This window comes from Sinomicrobium endophyticum (assembly GCF_052983315.1).
The window spans coordinates 38668-59477 of sequence record NZ_JBRKIS010000063.1; the positions used below are offsets into that span (position 1 = coordinate 38668).

At 41.4% G+C, this 20810-nt stretch carries 15 protein-coding genes; 3 read left to right on the forward strand and 12 right to left on the reverse strand.

Annotated elements, in window-relative coordinates:
- The first annotated feature begins 333 nt into the window (after positions 1-333).
- The 3 genes from ACVBDU_RS21960 to ACVBDU_RS21970 all read left to right on the forward strand — a co-directional run bounded on the left by ACVBDU_RS21960 (position 334) and on the right by ACVBDU_RS21970 (position 3503).
- A complete protein-coding gene (locus ACVBDU_RS21960) occupies positions 334-1158 on the forward strand; it encodes a thymidylate synthase (protein WP_447181823.1) in 825 nt (274 codons plus the stop codon).
- 1362 nt (positions 1159-2520) lie between these two features.
- Positions 2521-2904: a 2TM domain-containing protein gene (locus tag ACVBDU_RS21965; protein ID WP_447181824.1), complete on the forward strand. Its 384-nt coding sequence runs from the start codon at positions 2521-2523 to the stop codon at positions 2902-2904.
- A 110-nt stretch (positions 2905-3014) separates the two neighbouring features.
- Positions 3015-3503, forward strand: a complete 489-nt coding sequence (locus ACVBDU_RS21970) for a dihydrofolate reductase (RefSeq protein WP_447181825.1) — start codon at positions 3015-3017, stop codon at positions 3501-3503.
- 24 nt (positions 3504-3527) lie between these two features.
- Here ACVBDU_RS21970 and glmS read toward each other — a convergent pair whose 3' ends face one another.
- The 12 genes from glmS to ACVBDU_RS22030 all read right to left on the reverse strand — a co-directional run bounded on the left by glmS (position 3528) and on the right by ACVBDU_RS22030 (position 20810).
- Entirely contained in the window at positions 3528-5375 is a 1848-nt protein-coding gene (gene glmS / locus ACVBDU_RS21975) for a glutamine--fructose-6-phosphate transaminase (isomerizing) (RefSeq protein ID WP_447181826.1), read from the reverse strand.
- Positions 5376-5535: 160 nt separating this feature from the next.
- Positions 5536-7914 (reverse strand): GumC family protein, encoded by a 2379-nt coding sequence (locus ACVBDU_RS21980; protein ID WP_447181827.1) that lies wholly within the window; start codon positions 7912-7914, stop codon positions 5536-5538.
- 15 nt (positions 7915-7929) lie between these two features.
- Entirely contained in the window at positions 7930-8727 is a 798-nt protein-coding gene (locus ACVBDU_RS21985; RefSeq protein WP_447181828.1) for a polysaccharide biosynthesis/export family protein, read from the reverse strand.
- A gap of 1297 nt (positions 8728-10024) precedes the next feature.
- Complete coding sequence (locus ACVBDU_RS21990) at positions 10025-12097, reverse strand: polysaccharide biosynthesis protein (protein WP_447181829.1); 2073 nt, start codon at positions 12095-12097, stop codon at positions 10025-10027.
- Positions 12098-12913: 816 nt separating this feature from the next.
- Entirely contained in the window at positions 12914-14047 is a 1134-nt protein-coding gene (locus ACVBDU_RS21995; RefSeq protein ID WP_447181830.1) for a DegT/DnrJ/EryC1/StrS family aminotransferase, read from the reverse strand.
- 47 nt (positions 14048-14094) lie between these two features.
- The gene (locus tag ACVBDU_RS22000) at positions 14095-14706 is read right to left on the reverse strand and encodes an acetyltransferase (RefSeq protein ID WP_447181831.1); all 612 of its coding nucleotides are present in this window, start codon (positions 14704-14706) and stop codon (positions 14095-14097) included.
- A complete protein-coding gene (locus ACVBDU_RS22005; RefSeq protein WP_447181832.1) occupies positions 14699-15304 on the reverse strand; it encodes a sugar transferase in 606 nt (201 codons plus the stop codon). Before ACVBDU_RS22005 ends, ACVBDU_RS22000 begins: the two co-directional genes overlap by 8 nt.
- On the reverse strand, positions 15297-16487 hold the full coding sequence (locus ACVBDU_RS22010) for a glycosyltransferase family 4 protein (RefSeq protein ID WP_447181833.1): 1191 nt from the start codon (positions 16485-16487) through the stop codon (positions 15297-15299). Before ACVBDU_RS22010 ends, ACVBDU_RS22005 begins: the two co-directional genes overlap by 8 nt.
- A 1-nt stretch (position 16488) precedes the next feature.
- On the reverse strand, positions 16489-17694 hold the full coding sequence (locus tag ACVBDU_RS22015) for an O-antigen ligase family protein (protein ID WP_447181834.1): 1206 nt from the start codon (positions 17692-17694) through the stop codon (positions 16489-16491).
- 17 nt (positions 17695-17711) lie between these two features.
- A complete protein-coding gene (locus ACVBDU_RS22020) occupies positions 17712-18893 on the reverse strand; it encodes a hypothetical protein (RefSeq protein ID WP_447181835.1) in 1182 nt (393 codons plus the stop codon).
- Entirely contained in the window at positions 18893-19717 is an 825-nt protein-coding gene (locus ACVBDU_RS22025; RefSeq protein ID WP_447181836.1) for a glycosyltransferase family 2 protein, read from the reverse strand. The genes ACVBDU_RS22020 and ACVBDU_RS22025 overlap by 1 nt, the downstream gene beginning before the upstream one ends.
- Positions 19710-20810, reverse strand: a complete 1101-nt coding sequence (locus ACVBDU_RS22030; protein WP_447181837.1) for a polysaccharide pyruvyl transferase family protein — start codon at positions 20808-20810, stop codon at positions 19710-19712. The genes ACVBDU_RS22025 and ACVBDU_RS22030 overlap by 8 nt, the downstream gene beginning before the upstream one ends.

The following is a 20810-nucleotide window of genomic DNA, read 5'->3' on the forward strand; positions in this document are numbered from 1 at the left end:
TCTTATAAAAAAGTTGATAAAATATGGATAATTTTGTGGCACACATCCGTATAATGCATTATCCGGTTTTATACTTTTGACCTTTAGTATATGACGAAATTTGTTTTTCGATGAATTGTCGGAAAATCAGCTCTACCCCTCCCGATAATCCCGATAGCTATCGGGATCGGGACTAAAGGGAGCCTGATTTTCCTCTATTTCTCCCCTGCCTTTGCCGGCAGGCAGGCTTTAGGGATAGGGGTGAAATCCCGAAAGTTTTCGGGAGAGGGAAATCTATCCGAATTGAATATTGTCATGTACTAAAACTTTTAACATCGAAATTATATTTTTAATATGAAGCAATATCATCAACTGTTACATCATATATTAGAGCACGGAAACGATAAAGGAGACCGTACCGGCACCGGGACCCGGAGTGTTTTCGGGTACCAGATGCGATTTGACCTCAGTGAAGGCTTTCCCCTGGTAACCACTAAAAAACTACATCTCAAGTCCATTATCTACGAACTTTTATGGTTTCTTAAAGGCGACACAAACATCAACTACCTGCAGGAGAACGGGGTACGCATCTGGAATGAGTGGGCAGATGATAAGGGCGACCTGGGGCCGGTATACGGACACCAGTGGCGCAACTGGAACAGTAAAGATATCGACCAGATCTCCGAGATCATAGAGACCCTGAAAAACAACCCGGACAGCCGCCGTATGATCGTAACCGCCTGGAACCCGGAAGTACTGCCGGATACCTCGGTATCTTTTGCCGAAAACGTCGCCCACGGTAAAGCCGCGCTACCTCCCTGCCATGCGTTCTTCCAGTTCTATGTGGCAGACGGGAAACTTTCGTGCCAGCTCTATCAACGCAGTGCCGATGTCTTTCTCGGGGTACCTTTTAATATCGCTTCCTATGCGCTGTTCACCATGATGATGGCCCAGGTATGTGGATACGAAGCCGGGGATTTTATCCACACTTTCGGAGACGTGCATATATACAACAACCATATGGAGCAGGTAAAACTGCAGTTGAGCAGGGAACCGAGGCCATTGCCCGGAATGATACTGAATCCCGATGTTAAAAACATCTTCGATTTCCGCTTCGAAGACTTCACCCTTACGGATTACGACCCGCATCCGCATATCAAAGGAGCGGTCGCTATATGAGGAGTTTGGGAGTTTGGGAGTTTGGGAGTTGTTAGTTTTGGAGTTGTTAGCCCCGGTATATAACAGGATGGAGTTGGTTAGGGAAGACGCATAAATCCTATAATTGACGAGCACTGAAGTGCATGGATTTGACTTCTACGGAAACTATTACGATAACATGGAGGTATCCGGAGTGTAATGCATAATATTATTACACAGAGAAGCTCGGAGAATTCACAGAGAGACACGGAGCCGGAACTTTTCGGAAGAAATATTTCCCCGTTTCGGGGACATGTTTTGAAGGTTTGTTTTTAATAAATGACCAAAATTGTTTTAACCTGGTTGCTCGGAAAATCAGTTTTACCCCAGCCATTTCGACTTGGCTCAATGCAACGCCTAAAGGGAGCCTGATTTCCCTCGGTCTATCTTTAGGCGATGTATGGATCCAGATAATTATCGGGATTAAAGGGCAATGTTATTTCGTTAAGCAGATTTGTTCGTTTTTTTGGCCGTTTTTAGGGCTCTCCTCTTGTGATGAACCTGCCTGACAGGCTGGGAGGGGTGGAGCGCTTTACGGGGCGGGGAGTTTTGACCAACCCGAACTTTAGCGTATATACTCAAACATTTGCGCTTACCCTACGGCCTGGGATTTCAAACCCTCCGTCTCATCATAGATGAGCCACCTCCCTTCATCTGAAGGGAGGAGCCTTTTTGGTTTTTAATAGGGTATAGAACATACATTTCTTCAGACTATATGATATTACCTAAAGGGAGCCTGATTTTCCTTGAAATTGAATAGTTATCAGGTACGAAGGTTTTGTTTATTAATAAGGACAAATAGTAATTATCAGGTATCACTACAAACCCATTTATCCGCTTCATTAATCTTACCCACCCACGGTTTAGGATTTTTCAATCAAAAAATGTGTAAATTTGTTATACGCATAAGAGTAATGGTCAAGCCCTGAGACCGGTCCCTTTTGCTACCGGTGACATGTTTTATTCTGTGGTTCTCTGTGAATGCTTTGTGCAACCCTGCCTATGCCGGCAGGCAGGTTTGTGTAATAATTATTTCACAGAGATACACAAAAGAACCACAGAGTTTCACAAAAATGTTATTGTCAATTTATGCGGTTGTCCGAATGTTTTCGCTACCCATGACGCATTTTTGTAAAAAATTGAATTTCAAACACATAAACAACTGTCAGGTCGAGCGGAGTCGAGACCTCTTTGAGAGACCATTCGAACTAAAAAGCCCTCGACTACGCTCGGGCTGACAGATACGTCATTTCAATTTATGCGGTTGCCAAAACGTTAGTTCTCGCAGTGACGTTTTTGGACTATCGGACTTATATCAGATCATCTTATAAAACTATAATGCTTATGTTATTCGGAAAAAAGAAAACCAAAAGGGTAGACGAGGATCAGTACGAGCTTCTCAGGAATGCGGAAGCCAGGATACGCCAGAAAAGGAGATTGTATTACCACTTTGTCATTTTTCTCATAGGCAGCGTTTTCCTTATCATCGTCAACAAAATACTGAAGTACGGGGAACAATACAACTGGTTTGTCTGGGCCATTACGCTTTGGGCATTTTTGTTTGTAATCCATTTCTTTAATGTGTTTGTCACCAACCGGTTTATGGGAAAGGAATGGGAAAAAATACAGCGTGAAAAGCTGATCCTGAAACAAAAAGAGCGAATAGCCCGGCTGGAAAAAGACGTCGAACAGGAATTCCTCAACTCCGACCTCGACAAAACGGATTAAGAAACCGGTTAAAATTCCGGAGTGCGGTTATAAAGTTATCGGGTTATTTAATCAATACGTATTCCCGACAACTCCAAAACTCATCAACTAAAAAACTACCGAACTAAAATATGGTAACCATCATAGCTGCCGCGGCAGAAAACAACGCCTTAGGAAAAGATAACGACCTCGTATGGCACCTGCCAGACGACTTTAAACGCTTCAAGACCCTTACTACCGGGCATCACATTATCATGGGGCGCAAAACCTTTGAAAGTTTCCCCAAGCCCCTGCCAAATCGTGTTCATATTGTAGTGACCAGGCAAAAAGATTACAAAAAAGAAGGGTGCATTACAGTGCACTCCATTGAAGAAGCCTTGGAACTTGCCAAAGAAGACAACCAGCCTTTTATTATAGGCGGCGGGGAAATTTACCGTCTCGGGATGCCCTATACGGACAAAATAGAACTAACCAGGGTACACGGTGAATTTGAAGCGGATACTTTTTTCCCCGGGATCAATCCGGACCAATGGGAACTGATCGCTTCCGAATATCATCCCAGGGACGAAAGACATACTTCCGATTTCACCTATCTAACCTATGTAAGCAAGAAACCTTAGAAGACACCAAACACTCTGGTGTCTCTATTCTACGGTTACAGATTTGGCCAGGTTTCTCGGTTGGTCCACATTACATCCGCGCATCACGGCTATGTGGTAACTCAGCAACTGCAAAGGAATGGTCGTGATTAAGGGACTCAGGGCCTCCGTGGTCTCCGGAACTTCGATAACATGATCTGCCAGTTCCTTTACCGTGGTATCGCCTTCCATCACTACCGCGATGATCTTCCCTTTCCTGGACTTTATCTCCTGGATATTGCTCACCACTTTGTCGTAGTGCCCGTTCTTCGTAGCAATGATCACCACAGGCATATGTTCGTCGATCAGGGCTATGGGACCGTGCTTCATCTCCGCAGCAGGATATCCCTCCGCGTGGATATACGAGATCTCCTTTAATTTCAATGCACCTTCCAAAGCCACCGGGAAATTATACCCCCTGCCCAGGTACAGGCAATTGGGCGCTTCCTTATACAGGGAAGCAATATATTGGATATGATTATTTGCTGTGAGACTGGCTTCCACTTTCCCGGGAATGGCTTCCATTTCGGCCAGGTGCTGCTGCAATTCTGTCCTGGAAATCGCTCCTTTGGCAAAGGCCAGCTTCAGGGCCATTAATGTCAGTACCGTGATCTGTGTGGTAAAGGCTTTGGTTGATGCCACCCCGATTTCCGGGCCTGCATGTGTATACGCTCCCGCATGGGCTTCCCGCGCTATCGACGACCCCACTACATTACAAACCCCGAACACGAACGCTCCTTTTTCCTTGGCTAGTTTTATCGCGGCCAAAGTATCGGCCGTCTCCCCGGACTGGGATATCACGATCAGTACATCCCTTTCCGTTATAACAGGATTGCGATACCGGAATTCCGAAGCGTATTCCACTTCTACGGGAATCCTGGCCAGGTCTTCGAAAATATATTCCGCTACCAACCCGGCATGCCATGAAGTTCCGCATGCCGCTATCAAAATACGGTCGGCCTGAAGGAATTTCTCCAGGTTGTCTTCCATACCCGCCATTTTTATAATCCCGTCATCTACCCGTAAACGTCCCCTATAGGTATCGCGGATAGCCTCCGGCTGCTCATAGATCTCCTTGAGCATAAAATGATCGTACCCGCCTTTTTCAATCTGTTCCAGGTTCAATTGAAGTTCCTGTACATAAGGATCTACCAGCGAATCGTCTTTAATTTTTCTAACCTTTATTTTCTTACCTCTCCTTAAAATCGCCATTTCTTCATCTTCCAGGTAAATGGCATTGTTCGTATATTCAATAAACGGGGAGGCATCCGAAGCGACAAAAAATTCATTTTCTCCCACACCGATGGCCAACGGGCTTCCCAGCTTTGCCGCTACTATTTCATTGGGCTTTGTCCTGTCAAATACCACGATGGCATAAGCCCCGTGCACCTGGTTCAATGCTATCTGTACAGCTTTCCCCAGTTTAAGATCGTGGTTCTTCTTCACATCCTCGATCAGGTTCACCAGCACTTCGGTATCCGTATCGGAGGTAAAGGTATACCCCCGTTTGGTCAACTCCCGGCGCAGCGGTTCGTAGTTTTCGATAATACCATTATGGATGATCACCAGGTCTCCCGAATTGGAATAATGCGGGTGCGAATTCACATCATTGGGCTCTCCGTGGGTAGCCCAGCGGGTATGGCCTATCCCGAGCGTACCTACAAGGGCTATTTCTCCTTTGGCCTTTTTATCCAGGTCCGCTACTTTTCCCCGGGTCTTGGACAATTGAATATCCTTCTCGTCATACAATGCTATTCCCGCACTGTCATAACCACGGTACTCCAATCGCTGAAGCCCCTTAATGATTACAGGGTATGCTTCCCTGTAACCGATATAACCTACAATACCACACATGTTTGTCTTGTTTTATGTTGATTTGAGTATAACCTGATTCCGATTGCTATATACCTCAGATTCCAGGCTTCTATTCATACTCCTACCCCAAACGGCACAGGAATACTTTTTATTGCCCCGTACCTTTACAAACAAAACCCAAAAAAGGAAACCTAAAATTTTACCCACTATACTTCTTCATCATCTTCTTCCACCACGGTTTCACTTCCTGTCCATAACCATAGCCGTAACCATAGCCATAACCTTTTTTGGAATCGGAGTCATTGATAAGCATCGCCATATTAGGCAAACGTCTTTCTTTGTACAGGTTTTCCGGGATTACCAGTAAGCGCTTGTCCAGGTAGCCTGCACGGCATACGTAGACAAAAAGGTCCGCATATTTACTGATAAGCAAGGTATCCGTCACCAGGCTTACCGGGGCGGTATCTACCACGATATAGTCGTATTTATCTTCCAGTTCCGCAAACAGGGCGCCTATCTTATCACTCATCAACAGTTCCGCAGGATTAGGTGGTATGGCGCCGGAAGTAAGAATATCCATATGGTCAAAACCTTCTTTTTGATATTTAAAGATCATTTCGTCCAGGGACTGCCCCCCGTTGGTCAGGTAATTCGTTAGCCCCCTGGGATGCGGCAGGTCTACATATTCCGTAAGCTTGGGATTACGGACATCCATACCGATAAGTAACACCCTTTTCCCGGAAAGCGCCAAAGTTCCGGCCAGGTTCATGGACACAAATGTTTTTCCTTCTCCACTTACCGTAGAGGTAATAAATATTTTCTTAGCCTTGCCTCCGTCCACATTGGCCAGCATAAAGTCCAGGTTGGTCCGTAGGATCCGGAAAGCCTCTGCCGCACTGCTTCGGCTGTCCATGGAAATGGTCTGGTCATTGGACAGGGATTTCGGAATATCTCCCAAAAATGGCACAGACAATTTTCCTTCTATATCTTTCCTGCCCTGAACCTTGGTGTCCAGTAAATCTTTTAAATATATCACCCCGAAAGGAATCAAAAGTCCTAAAATAAAGGACGCCAATAAAACTATTTTCTTTTTAGGGGCCACCGGTTCTTCCGAACCATAAGCACTATCTATGATCTTGGAATTCGGTGCGGTCACCTCCAGCGAAATTGCTGTCTCCTCTTTTTTCTGTAATAAGTACAGGTAAAGCGTTTCCTTGATCTGCTGCTGTCGTTGTATCCCCCGGTATCGTCTTTCCTGCCCGGGCACATTGGATATTTTAGAGTTTAACAGGTTTTCCTGCCGCCTCAGGTCATTCAAAGCTATGGTCTGGGAGGTTTTCAGGTTGGCCAGGGTTTGTTTTATGGATTGCCGCAGTCCGGAGATCTGGCTGTCCAGGTTTACGATTATCGGGTTGTTTTCCGTAGACCCCCGCATCAAACGGCTCCGCTCCTGTACCAGTTTGTTGTATTCCACTATAGAAGGCCCTATATTGCTATCTTCCGTTCCGACATTTGCCGGTATAAGACTGTTATTATCCGGTATATCCGCCAGGTAACTAATCAAAAAGTCCGTGAGTTGCAACCGGGTTTCCGTTTCCACAATCCGCTTGGCATAATCACTTGCACTCCCCAGGGCGATTTCGGCCTCCGAGGTGATATCCGTCAGCCGATTGGTTTCCTTAAAACTTTCCGCACTTTGCTCCACTTCTCCCAGTTCGGACTCTATAAGTTCCAAACGCTTTTCGATAAACCTGGCCGTATTGGCGGAAACCAGGTTTTTATCTGCCACCACGTCTATATTATATTGCTCTATAAGCGTATTGAGAATATCTTCCCCCTTTTGCCTAACCGCAGTGTTAAGATTTAATTTTATAACACTAGTGTTTTTATCCACCACAGAAATCTGAACCTGTTCCCGGTAACCGAGGGTCACCATGGCCAAAGGTTTTATCACCACCTCAACATCACGATTGTTAAGATCTTCCACATTGTCAAATGCCGGTAATACCGTCATTTTCCCGCCACTAAAAGTCACATGTTCCCCAAAGCCGTGATCTCCTTTTTTTTCACCATCTCCATCCAATAAAGTGAAGCGGGTGGCAGAATCTATCCGTACTGTAAAGGTGGTATCCGTCTTGTGTAAAACAGAATCCTGTAGTGAAAAATTAATACGTACCGGCGTATTCTTATATGCTTCCGAAGTCCGGATATTTCCCTTCGTATAATAAGAGACATTCAGCCCTAATTTTCGTACTACATTCTCCATCAGGGTCCGGGATTTCAACACTTCTATCTCATTATCCACACTATTGGTCATATTCCCGAAGAGACCGATATCCTGGAAGGCCGAAAACTCGGAAGTTATCCCTCCTTTTTTATCATCCTTGATCATAATAGTGGCGGAAACACTATACTGCGGAGTCGCGTAGCGAAGGTATATAAATGCCAGTGCCACACAGACAATGGCACTGATCACAAACCATTTCCAATGAGCAAGATAAGCTTCTAACTGGTCTCTCAGGTTCATCTCTTCCTCCCCTGCGGGCCGGATAGGATGTATTTGCTGGTCCGATTGCATTATCTGTAAAAATTATTAACGGGTTAATACTGAGATCAGGGCAATAATCACCGAAGCTATGGAGATCACCACGGTAGCATTCCGGTTATAGGTGGAGGATTGCACCTGCGCCTTGTTGGGCTCCACATAGATCACATCGTTCTGTTGCAGGTAGAAATACGGGGATTCGAGGATATCTTTTTTGGTGATATCCACCCGGGTATAGGTTTTTTCCCCGTTCTTGTCCCGAATGATAAGAATGTTGTCCCGCTTGCCATATACGGTAAGGTCTCCCGCCAGCCCCAGGGCTTCCGGGATGGTAATACGTTCGTTAGGAATGGTATAAGACCCCGGTTTGGCCACTTCTCCAAGTACCGTCACCCGGTAATTCATGATCCGTATATTTATCACCGGGTTCTTTACATAATGCGATATTTCTTTCCGGAGCAGGTCTACCGCTTCACTACGGGTCAGGCCTCCCAGTTGTATCCTCCCGATCACCGGGAATTCCAGGTTGCCCTGGTTGTCCAGCAAATAGGTCTGCAGTTGCGGCGTACCGCTGGCCCGTTGCCCGGTATCCATATAGGCTACTACCGGCAGGTTAAAGGGCATCACCGTTTCCATATTTAAAGCGGAAACCGTAATCGTCAGAAGATCATCCGGTTGCAATACAGGGTCGTAAATAACCCGGCTGGCCAGTTTATCAATCTCTTCTATATCCTGGAAATACACCAGGTTCTTACGGGAAGCACAGGAGGTTATTAAAACAATGCTGAACAGCATCAGGAGAAAAGCAGGGGTATGGTAAGGTACTAAACGTTTTACTTTCATCATCTGTCGTTTATATCACTTCACTTTTTTAACGGTTAAACAGGGCAAAGCGTATATTATTTGCTGCAAATATAATATTTGCGAATTAAATTCTTCCAGGGATATAATAATTTTCCTTATTTCTTCCCTATGGACTCGTAATAGTGTAAAATGCGACCTGCCCTGCCGTTTCTACTCGGCTGCATGTTATGTCTAAAGGACAATACGGAAGAGGAACTATCACATCTCATATTTATATTTATTTCATTGTTGAACAGAAAGTTTGTCTGAAATTCCGTTACCCCTCCCGATAGTTATCGGGACTAAAGGGAGCGGAATTTCAAGCTTGGGCCGTCTGCCCTCCATTCCCTGCCTAAAGGGTAATGTCATTTAGTTAAGCCAATTTGTTTGTTTTTTGGCTTTTTTTAAAGCATCCCTCTTCATCACAAGGGAGGAGCCTTTTGTTTTTTTCTTCCTCAGCTGCCCCGTTATAACTCAACAGGACTCCCCGCTTCATCCCGATCCCGATAATTATCGGGATTATCGGGAGAAGAGGGGTGGACCGCTTTGCGGGACGGGGAGTTTGACAAGCCCGAACTTTAGCGTATATACTCAAACATTTGCGCTTACCCTATGATCCGGGATGTCAAACCCTCCCCCCGTTGCTGCGCTCGGGTACCTCCCTTCATCACAAGGGAGGAGCCTTTTGTCTTTTTCTTTTATATCTGCCCCGTTATAACTCAAGAGGGGTGGACCGCTTTGCGGGACGGGGAGTTTGACAAGCCCGAACTTTAGCGTATATACTCAAACATTTGCGCTTATCCTATGGTCCGGGATTTCAAACCCTCCCCCCGTTGCTGCGCTCGGGTACCTCCCTTCATCTGAAGGGAGGAGCTTTTTTGGTTTTTTCCTCTACAGCTACCCCGTTATAACCCAACCAGGCTCCCCTCTTTAGATAAAGAGGGGTGGACCGCTCGCGGGACGGGGAGTTTGACAAGCCCGAACTTTAGCGGTATATACTCAAACATTTGCGTTCAGCCTGTGGCCTGGAATATCAAACCCTCCGTCTCATCATAGATGAGCCTCCTCCTTTCTCCCGATAATTATCGGGATCGGGATGAAGGGAGCAGCTTTTTTGTTTTTCTAATAAAATATAGAACATTCCTCTTATACCTCTTTTTCAGAGTACTATAACACTAACTAAATGACATTGCCCCAAAGGGTGGAACGGAAGGAGATCCGTATGGTCACATATTCATTTCCAAAAAAAATTTTTACGATGTTATCTGAAAAAACAGGATAGTACGTTAAAAAAAGAAAATTATCCCGGGAAACTTACCCGGCGTTTTCCGGTCCCGTATACTTCCTTTTCCTCCTTTTCGGAGATGGTTGCGGGAAGGCCGTTTTCACCTGGTGCAGGCCCGGAAGTACCACTATCCAGGGATTCGAACAGGGAATTCATACTTTTGTATTCCGGGACCAGGTTTTTCATCAGTTTTACGGTTTTGTCATTTTTATATTTTCTCGCTACTTCGTAGATGGAGAGTATCGCTTTCTTTACATATTCGTAATCATCGATGGTCTCCGTGGCGATCATTATTTTTTCGTGGTGTGTGGGGAGCGTTTTTGCCTTATCGCTAAGCAATTCCTCATAAAGCTTTTCTCCCGGTCTAAGCCCCGTTACTTCAATCGCTATATCCTCTTCCGGGATAAAACCGGCCAGGCGGATCATTTTCGTGGCCAGGTCCATGATCTTAACAGCCTCACCCATATCAAAGATAAAGATCTCCCCGCCTTTTCCCATGGCCCCGGCTTCCAGCACCAGGCGACAGGCCTCCGGAATAGTCATAAAATAACGGATAATATCCGGGTGGGTAATGGTCAGCGGCCCTCCTTTGGCTATTTGTTCCTTAAACAGGGGCACTACCGAACCGTTGGAGCCCAGTACATTGCCAAAACGAGTGGTGATAAACCGTGTTGTTTTCTTTTTCTTCTCTTTATTAGAAAAGTAGAGGGATTGCACATACATCTCCGCAATACGTTTGGAAGCACCCATTACATTACTCGGGTTTACAGCCTTATCGGTAGATACCATAACAAACTTCTCCGTCTTGTGTTCCACGGCCAGGTCTGCCATGTTCTTAGTCCCCATAATATTCACAAAAACCGCCTCCGAAGGGTTTTCCTCCATAAGCGGCACGTGTTTATAGGCGGCCGCGTGATAGACTACCTGGGGAGCAAAAGCTTCAAAAACACGGTTCATCCGTTCATAATTACGTACATCGGCTATTACCGTCTCGTACTGCACCTTTCCGGACAGGTTATTCAGTTCCAGCCGTAATTGATGTAAAGGAGTTTCGGCCTGGTCTACGATAATAAGTAATTCCGGATTGTATTTCAGCACCTGCCGTACGATCTCACTCCCTATAGAACCGGCAGCCCCCGTAACCAGCACCCTTTTTCCTTTCAGTTCTTTGGAGATACCTTTATTATCCAGGACTATGGGTTTTCGCTCCAGCAGATCTTCAATCTGTATATTCTTGATCTGCCCGGAAAAGTCCTGTTCGTTTTCCCAATCGGATATCAGCGGGGCCGTGAACACTTTATACCCGCTTTCCAGGCAATCGTCTACCAATTCTATTTTTTCGGCCTTGGTCAGGTGTTTGTCCGCAAGGATTACCCCCTGGGCACCGTGCGCCCTCAGGAGTACGGATATCCGTTTGTTTTTGCTGAGTATAGGCAGGTCTAGGATGCGTTTAGTGGTATTGTGGTTGCTCTTATCCACAAATCCCAGGATCTTAAACCGGACCGGCTGCTCCGTACGGATGGCATTCGCCACCGATATGGCGTTGGAATCCGCCCCGAAAATAAGCACCTTCGTCTTTTCTTCTTTTCTTGTCTCCCCGAAAAAAGCGTGGAATACCTGCTTTACGACCACCCGGAACAGGAACAGGAAAGCAAAAGAAATAATAAAATACATGAATAACCCGGGGACCAGGAAAAGCTTTTCCCCGGTGATAAAATAACTGGTATAACTAATCCCCGCCAAGGTAACAAAAGAAGCAAATGTAGAAAATAACAGTTTTAAACCGTCTATATACGAAGAGTACCGTATCAGGCCGGCATAGGTGCGAAACAGGAGAAAATACACGATATTTACCCCCACCACCATAAGCAATTCTTCCAGGCGGGTAAGGCGGGTGTAAAAACTGAGCGTGAGCCCCTGGAGCAATACATAGGTTACTATAGCCGAAAACACCAGTATGGAGATGTCGATCGCCAGGATGATCCATCTCGGCAGGTAGCCTATGTTCTTTAAGTCCAGTTTTCTCTTCCCGGGTTGAAACACCAGTTTCATCCCTCGTCTCAACTTATCCCAACTTATTTTTTTCATATATTACGAAAATTGCCCGGTAAAGCTCAAAAAACAAGTACTTTTTGACCTTCACAATGAATAAAGATATTAAAAAAATACCTGTTTTGTTAAAATTAATCTAAAAATCAAATAGAAAACCTTATAAAAAGGGAAAAACACCCTTTTAAACATGTTGTATTTTCCTTCAATTACACACCTTATTTCCTGCTAAAATAAGGTTTTTTTTCTTTATATACGTTTAGATAAGGTGAATTAGGTGTTATGAAATCGCATACCACATATTTCTTCCCTACTGTTAAATATCCAACCAAATATCGGTAGTTTCCCGGAAGAGATCATTTCAACACTGCTTATTCTCTGTTTTTTTAGGTCAATTGCAGTAAATATCGATAATCTCCATCCTGTTATCCGGAACCGGCAAAACACATCAAGCCTATCCCGAATATAAAAACGTCTCATACTAAAAAAATTGCTCTATGCTCTATAAATATCCTACAATTCTAATAGCATCATTCATTTCTATACCAAGGGGATAATAAAAAATATTTGTAGTTGCTCGGAAAATCGGCCCCACCCCTATAGGGAGCCTGATTTTCCTCGTCCCGATTTTATCGGGAGGGGTAACAATTCCGAAAGCCTGCCGGCAAAGGTAGACTTTCGGGAGAGGAATTATCAAAATTCAATTTTTGTCATCTACTAAGAAAACCTCCTTTCTATCAGGGGGTATTCCAATAGCAATCTGCACTATACCCCTATCCAGGTCCTCATTTCAATCCCGGATCCGTATATCGCAAAATCCTAAAGCAAATAAGCGGAAGGTCAATCGGTATAGTCCTATATACTTAGAAATTTTGTAATTGCCGAATGAATACGTCCCCTGTCCGTATCCGTAAGATTAGAGCCTGAAGGCAGACACAGGCCCTTGTCAAAAATAGCTTCGGCAACCCGCCCCCCATAATAAGGAGCCTTCTTAAAAATCGGTTGCAAGTGCATGGGTTTCCATACCGGCCGGCTTTCTATGTTATCTTCCTCAAGGGCCAAACGTAAGGCTTCACGTTGTTCAAAGCTTTTTGTCAGGATCGCCGTCAACCAGTGGTTACAGAAGTAATCTGTATCCGGTTCTTTCAAAAGCGTAATTCCATCCACCCCTGAGAATATTTCTGTATAGAAAGCATGCATCCCACGCCGTTGCGCTACCCGCTCTTCCAACACTTCCATTTGTCCCCGGCCTATCCCGGCGCAAATATTGCTCATCCTGTAGTTATACCCTATATGGCTGTGCTGGTAATGCGGCGCCTGGTCCCTGGCCTGTGTGGCCAGGAACACCGCTTTTTTCTTCAGATCTTCATCAGGGCATACCAAAGCCCCTCCACCCGAGGTGGTAATGATCTTATTTCCATTAAATGACAAAATTGCCATTGACGCGAAAGTCCCACAGTTTTGCCCCTTGTAATGACTCCCCAGAGCTTCCGCCGCATCTTCTATTACGGGTATATCATATTTGCCGGCAACCGCATGTATCTCTTCCACTTTATAAGGCATCCCGTAAAGGTGCACTGCAATAATAGCCTTGGGTTTCTTCCCAAGAGCTATTCTGTCTTTTATGGCATCTTCCAAAGCACCGGGACATAAATTCCAGGTATCGGGTTCACTATCCACAAAAACAGGAGTAGCTCCCTGGTATACAATAGGGTTGGCAGAAGCTGAAAAGGTCAGGCTCTGGCAGATCACTTCATCACCGGCCTCAACCCCCGAAAGGATCAGGGCTAAATGCAAAGCCGCGGTACCGGCACTTACCGCCGCTACCTTTTTATCTTTCCCCAGGAAGCTTTCCAGGTCAGTTTCCAGACCAGTGACATTAGGTCCCAATGGGGCTATCCAATTATTGTCAAATGCGTCTTTTATATATTTTTGCTCTGCGCCCCCCATGTGAGGGGAGGAAAGCCATATTTTACGTTTATCACTCATTGTCAGCACTTATTTCTTTTTTCCTTAAATAATAACTACCCGTATTTTTAATTTCCTATAATCCTGCCAGGGTTTCCCACCACCGTTACTCCATCCGGAATATCCTTAATGACTACAGTACCGGCTCCGATCGTACACCACTTTCCAATTTTTACTCCGGGAATAACACTAGCTCCTGTTCCGACATGAGTACCTTCACCTATAGTAACTCCCCCTGCCAAGGCAGCAGCCGGGGATATATGCACAAAATCATCCAGATTACAATTATGCTCTATTACGGCACTAGTATTAATAATACAATGCTCCCCTATACAGGCCTCTGCATTAATAACCGCATTGGCCATCACCACAGTTCCATTTCCAAAAGTTGCAGAAGTCGAAAGTACTGCGGTGGGATACCGTAAAACAGGAGCGATGCCGTGCAATCTTTGCGAAATTAGTTTACGTACTTTATTATTCCCTATGGCAATGATCACAGGATATTTTGCCAGTTTTATCTCATCCGGCAATATCACCGGGTATTTTCCCAAAATTCGTTCCTCGATCTCGGTTTCATCAAAAACAAAACCTATACCGGTATCGATATTACACTCCGCAATCTCAATAATAACCCTGGCATGCCCGCCCGCACCAAAAATATTTATCAAACGCTTATCCATTACCTGTGAATCGTTCGGCAGTAGCCTGCCCTTCCGCAGAAATCCCTTCGGAAACAAAGACTTTTTTTACTGTCTTAAACAATATTTTACAATCAAGGCCAAAATTCAAATGATCCACATACCATACATCCAATGCAAACTTTTCCTGCCAGGAAATGGCATTTCTCCCATTGACCTGCGCCCAGCCCGTAATTCCGGGCCGCACTTTATGGCGCTTTTTTTGTTCTTTATTATACAAAGGTAAATATTCAGTTAAGAGGGGACGGGGCCCTACCAGACTCATATCACCTTTTAATACATTGATCAACTGTGGAATTTCATCTAAAGAGGTCTTCCTTACAAAGCTGCCAATCCCCGTAAGACGTTCTGCGTCTGGTAAAAACTCCTTATTTTCGTCCCTTTTGTCGTTCATGGTCTTAAACTTGATGATCTTGAAAACCTTATCTTCTTTTCCCGGTCGCGCCTGAAAAAAGAAAGGTTTACCCCGATTAGCAAAGAAAAGACCAATTGTTACTATGATAAAAATAGGCGATAGCATCAGTAGCCCCATAAGTGCTGCCAAAAAATCAAATAAACGTTTGAAGAAATTTTTATACATTTTGACTTTCTATTACCTCCACGAATTGTTTACACAACAAAGATTTATCATATTTATTTTCGGCTAATCCACGAGAATTCAATCCCATTGCCCGTATCTTTTCCGGATGTAACTGCAAATGCCTTATTCTATCTACCAACTCCTGCGGTTTTTTCGGATTTACATAATAACCGCATTGATTTTCCTCCACAAGGCTTTTCGTCCACCCCGCCGAATTAACAATGATAGGTTTACCAGCAGATAAAGAATCAAACAGTTTATTCGGTGAATTTGTGTACAGTATAGGCAAATCTTTAAACGATACTAAAGACACATCACACAGATTGACCATTTCGGAAGTTTCTTTCATAGGAAACCTTCCTAAAAATTTCACATTCGTCAATTGATGTTTTTTACATTCTTCTTTTAGTTTACCTTCGGTTGAGCCTCCACCTACAAATAAAAACTCCACGGAATTATCATCTTTTAATAGTTTAGCTGATTCAATAATAGTTTCGGCACCGTTAGCCAATCCCAACGAACCAAAATGAACGATTTTAAAGCTATTTGAATTTAAGCCTAATTTTTGTTCTACTTCACTGTTTTTTTCCCTTGGCCAAAATTCTTCTACTTTCGCCATATTGGGAATCATGGAGGTTTTCTCTTTCGGAATATACTTTACAACTCCGTCTTGCATTCCCGGAGAAAGTGCAATAACGTGTCGGGCATTTTTGTATATGGTTTTTTCAAACCAACGGGTTAGCTTTACAATAAATGGACTCTTAAAAGCCCCCATTTGGATAGGTACTTCCGGCCATAAATCACGCACTTCAAAAACATAGGGTACTTTCTTAAACCACTTCATATACAAAGCTGTAATGCCCACCGTAAGAGGAGTAGAAGTAGCAATAACCAAATCCATATCTTTTTGTTTTCGGGCTTCGGAAATACTTTTCCACACAAAGCCTAAGAATGATTTTAGCCTAACTGCAATAGACATACTTTGGTTATAAGCTTCCTTTAAATAGATAACATTAATGCCATCTACCTCTACCTCTCTTCTTTGTTGGGTTGCTTTTGGGTCGGCAGTAATCATCGTAACCTGATGTCCGTTTTTTATTAATTCTTGCGCAATCCAATACGAGCGGGTTCCACCCGGTTCTTTAGGGGTTTTAAAATATTGGTGGATGTATAGGATTTTCATATTAATTTCTTGTTAATTGAGCTAATTTAATTTCCTTTAAACACATGCCTAAGAATAAATAAAACATTAATGATAAATGCCATGCTATAAATGTTGAGGCACTACCCGATGACAACAAAAACAGTACAACTATGGCAATCATAGATTTTGCCCCTAAGTTCTTTTTATTTTTGAACAAAAATACTAACAATATAAAAATAGTAAGTGCATAGAACAAAAGTCCTATTATTCCCATTTTCACTAAAATAGTAAGAAATTCATTATCAATAATATTCAAGTCGGTATCTTTTCCTGGACCAATCCCTACTAATTGTTGCAATGAAGAAAAATCATTAAATTGATTGAGTGCATTTTCCCACATTATTTGTCTATCTCCCAAGGATTTTATCTGACTTATATCCATATCATTATCAAACATCATTAACAATTGCGCTATATAAGGATATTCATACTGATACATATATAACAAGGTAATTCCTGCATACCCCCCCAACAATAAAGATATAATAAAAAGGGCTATGTTTTTAAAACTGAATTTTGCCTTAATAAGAAAAAAATTTACACAAACAATAATCAAAAAAGCTATCAGTCCGGTTTTAGAACTTGTAAAAAGAATGATTCCGAATATCACCAATCCAAATATAATTTTTTGAATGGTTTTGATTCTAAAAAAAATATACGAGTATGAAGCTACGCAAAAAACTGACAATATATTTGGGTTTGCAAATGAACCTGTTCGCCGTAAATCCCAGATTCGCTCCGTGTTCCATATAATCCCCATGATTCTATTGACACTATCATTTCCTTGTAAAAAACAGAAGATAAGCTGTAATAATAAAAATAGTTTTAAAAACAACACAATTTTTTTATTCCACTTCTCTGTATAGCCCACATACATTAAGTAAAAAATCCCCCCCCCCCCTATTAATCGTAAAAACTCATTAAAGTCTTGTAAAGAGCCAAAGTTCATCCCAGAGAATAACAAAGATATCAACAAGAGAATAAAACTAATTAGGATGAAATGGAAAACACTTTTGGACAAATAATCAATCTCTAATTTGTTTTTAAAAACTCCATAGAGCACTACTCCAACAGCAACTGCATACCACAGCTGAAACCCACCGATTGCAGATGCCGACGGAATGAAAAACACCAAAAAGAATACTAACAAATAAATAAGCATACTTGTGTTTTTATTTTCTACCATAGTTTATTTTACAGTCTCTATTCTTTATTCTCTTTTAAAATAATAACCTCCCAAGGCTTTATCTTTGTAAAAGTTAGTGTATTATTCTTTTTTGTTATACTCATTTTACGGGTTTGCCCCCAAGGTTGCAAACTTTTAGCATTTAGAATCCCCTTGTCTTTTATTGCTATATTCCTATTTTTATTTGATGAATTAATAATAATAAAATACGATGTATTTGCATTGCTCCAGCGACTGTATAAATAACCATCAGATTTATGCTTTGCAATATTCTTAAATTCACTATTTTGTATCTTAACCTTGTCCGTAAAATTCACTAATTCACTCAAAATAGGACTTGCTACTTTGTTTGACCAATCAGAATTAATCATTTTATGGCGTGCATAAGAATAGAATGCCATACCATTTACACCTTGAGATAGTGTCGAAAAACACAAATATCTAAATTCCTCAAAATTGGGGTAATGAAGTTTGTTTACCCCATAGCCTCTTAAACTTGCAGTTTGAGGTTTTGCCATACTTTTCCAACTAAAGAACTGAAGTACTGGAATTACCAAATCTCCTTTTCCCTGATTTACCGCAGCACTTGTAAAATTTGTTTGGTTTTCTAGTTTTGCGTTTGGAAATTCCGCGCCACTTACTGGATAAATATCATGCAACAAAACATCCTGAACTCCGCTATATTTGTACCAATTCGTAGTCCAAGCATGACACATAGCTATCGGAATATTGGGCGACTCCGCCTTTATCATTTCATAAAAGGGTTGCAAGTTTTTTACTGTAACTTTTTTATTATCAGGCTCATCAAATAAATACCAATAACCTACTGCTGGATGTTTTTTAAATCTTTGAACAATTACTTTCATTTCGTCTATTTTTCCATTCGACACACGATTAGCCCCGTCTAAATCAACCATTACCTTTAATTTATACTTAGCAGCCAAATCAAGGTATTTTTGAATTTTTTCTAACTTTTCTTTTGTTAAGGTACCCGATGTTAATCCATATTGATGTACGTAATTAATTCCCCACGAACGAACTTCTTTAAAATTGCTGTCCGTTGCCGGTACCGCATACATAATCATTGGAAATTTTGACTGATTATAGCCCAACGAACAACTAGCTGCAAATACATTTTGTGATAATACAAAGTATACCAACCCTATTAAAAAAATTACATATAAGAATTTCTTATTCATTAACTGTTTTTTAAACTAATTAAAAAATGTTTAGAAATAGCCATTATCCTGTTTATATATAAAGAAAAACTATATTGAGAGCTATTTCTGAAATATACTTTGCTAAAATTATTTATGTTTTGAACCAATACTTTAAAACTGGCAGATACGCTTACTTTTTTTCTGGAAGCTGAAGCTTTTCTGATTCTTCTATAATAAGCAACTTCCAAAGGAAGAAAAGACATTCCCTTTATGTTCTTACTTATCTCAAACATGAACAACGCATCTTCACTTATTTTAACATATTCTTTGAATCTACAATCGCCAATAACCTCCTTAGGAATTGCTTTTCCACAAGAAGACGATAATATTTTTCTATTTCTAACCAAAGAAAATACTTCTGTACTATTCCTTAGTTCTTCATAAAAACTTGTCATGTAATCATTTTCTATCCTATCCTCTTCATCATAATATCCGAAAAAGTTTGAAACCACTAAATTTAAAGGAACTTTGGTTATATGATTATACATTTCCTCTAAAAAAGTTTCTGCTATAAAATCATCGTCGTCAATAAAAACAATATGGCTTCCCTTTGCTATTTCTATACCTATATTGCGTGCTGTGGAAACACCTGCTATTGCCGTATTTATTATTTTAAAATTGTCGTATTCTTTAATATAATTTTCTATATTTGTATAATATGGCTCTTTATCGCCATTCAATACGATAATCACTTCAAATAATTTTTTGGTCAATGTTTGCTTTTGCAAACTATCAATACATTCAAAAATATAGCTTTGAGGCTTATATGTAGGGATTACGATCGACAACTGATAATTATCCATTTTTCAAACCATTTAAAAGAAAATCTTTAGAAATCTCTATCTGTTTTTGTTTTAAAACCCTAACAGCATTATAATCAATTTTGTTTTTCAATAACTTGTTTAAGTTTTCTGGTGTATAATCAAATATTAGCCTTTCTTTTAGATTAAGTAACTCTAACAAAGATTCAAAACGGGAATACCCTCGTTTTTTATTGCCGACACAGATAAACTGTTTTTTAAACAAAATGGAAAACACCGTACCATGGAACGAATCGGTAATCACAAAATCGGCTTCCCTAAAATGATACAACCATTCAGCAATAGACGGGTTGGCACTGAATTTATAATCTGTCAGCTTAATTGTATCTACTTCTAAATTCAACGATTTGCTTGTATGTGTAATAGCTTCTTTTACAAAATCGCTGTTGTCTAAAACATAGCTAAACAATCTTACTTTTTTTTGTATTTTTTCTTTATCAATAAGATTGTTATAAAAACTTACCTCCGGCAAAAAGGTGGGGTCTAAAACATGAACAGCGTTTTGACAATTGAATGTTTTTTTACAAATCTCTAATCCTGATTTTTCTCTTACTGAAACTGTGCTGAATTGATTAAGTAAACTTTCTACTTTTTGAACCGTTTCTTGATTACCTTCCCATTGATCTACACCAAAAGAAGCCGCATAAGCTATTTTTTTTGTTTTTGACGGTAAATAATCTAAGAAATAATATCTGTAGTTTTTCCCTACATATTTATATCTCCACACTTGATCGCTTCCTACTATTACTGCATCAAGGTTTTGTACACTTTTTTGATATTGTTCTTTATTAAAGGACAAAGTGGTTTTGTTGGTAAAAAACTGTTCTACAAATGATTGCAATTTAGAAGATTGTTTTTCTCGTTTTGTAAGATTTTTATAATCATACAAGAAATATAGAGGATTATGTGAAAGTATATATCTAAATATACGCTTTGATAAACTTTCATCGTATTTTTTTCTTATTAAATAAGGTGTATAGCCATTGCTCTCCAAAAAAGCGTATAAAGCTGCTATCTGTACAATACCCCCGTAATTTTCTTTTACCGGCATTGTTAATAATCCTGTTTTTTTCAT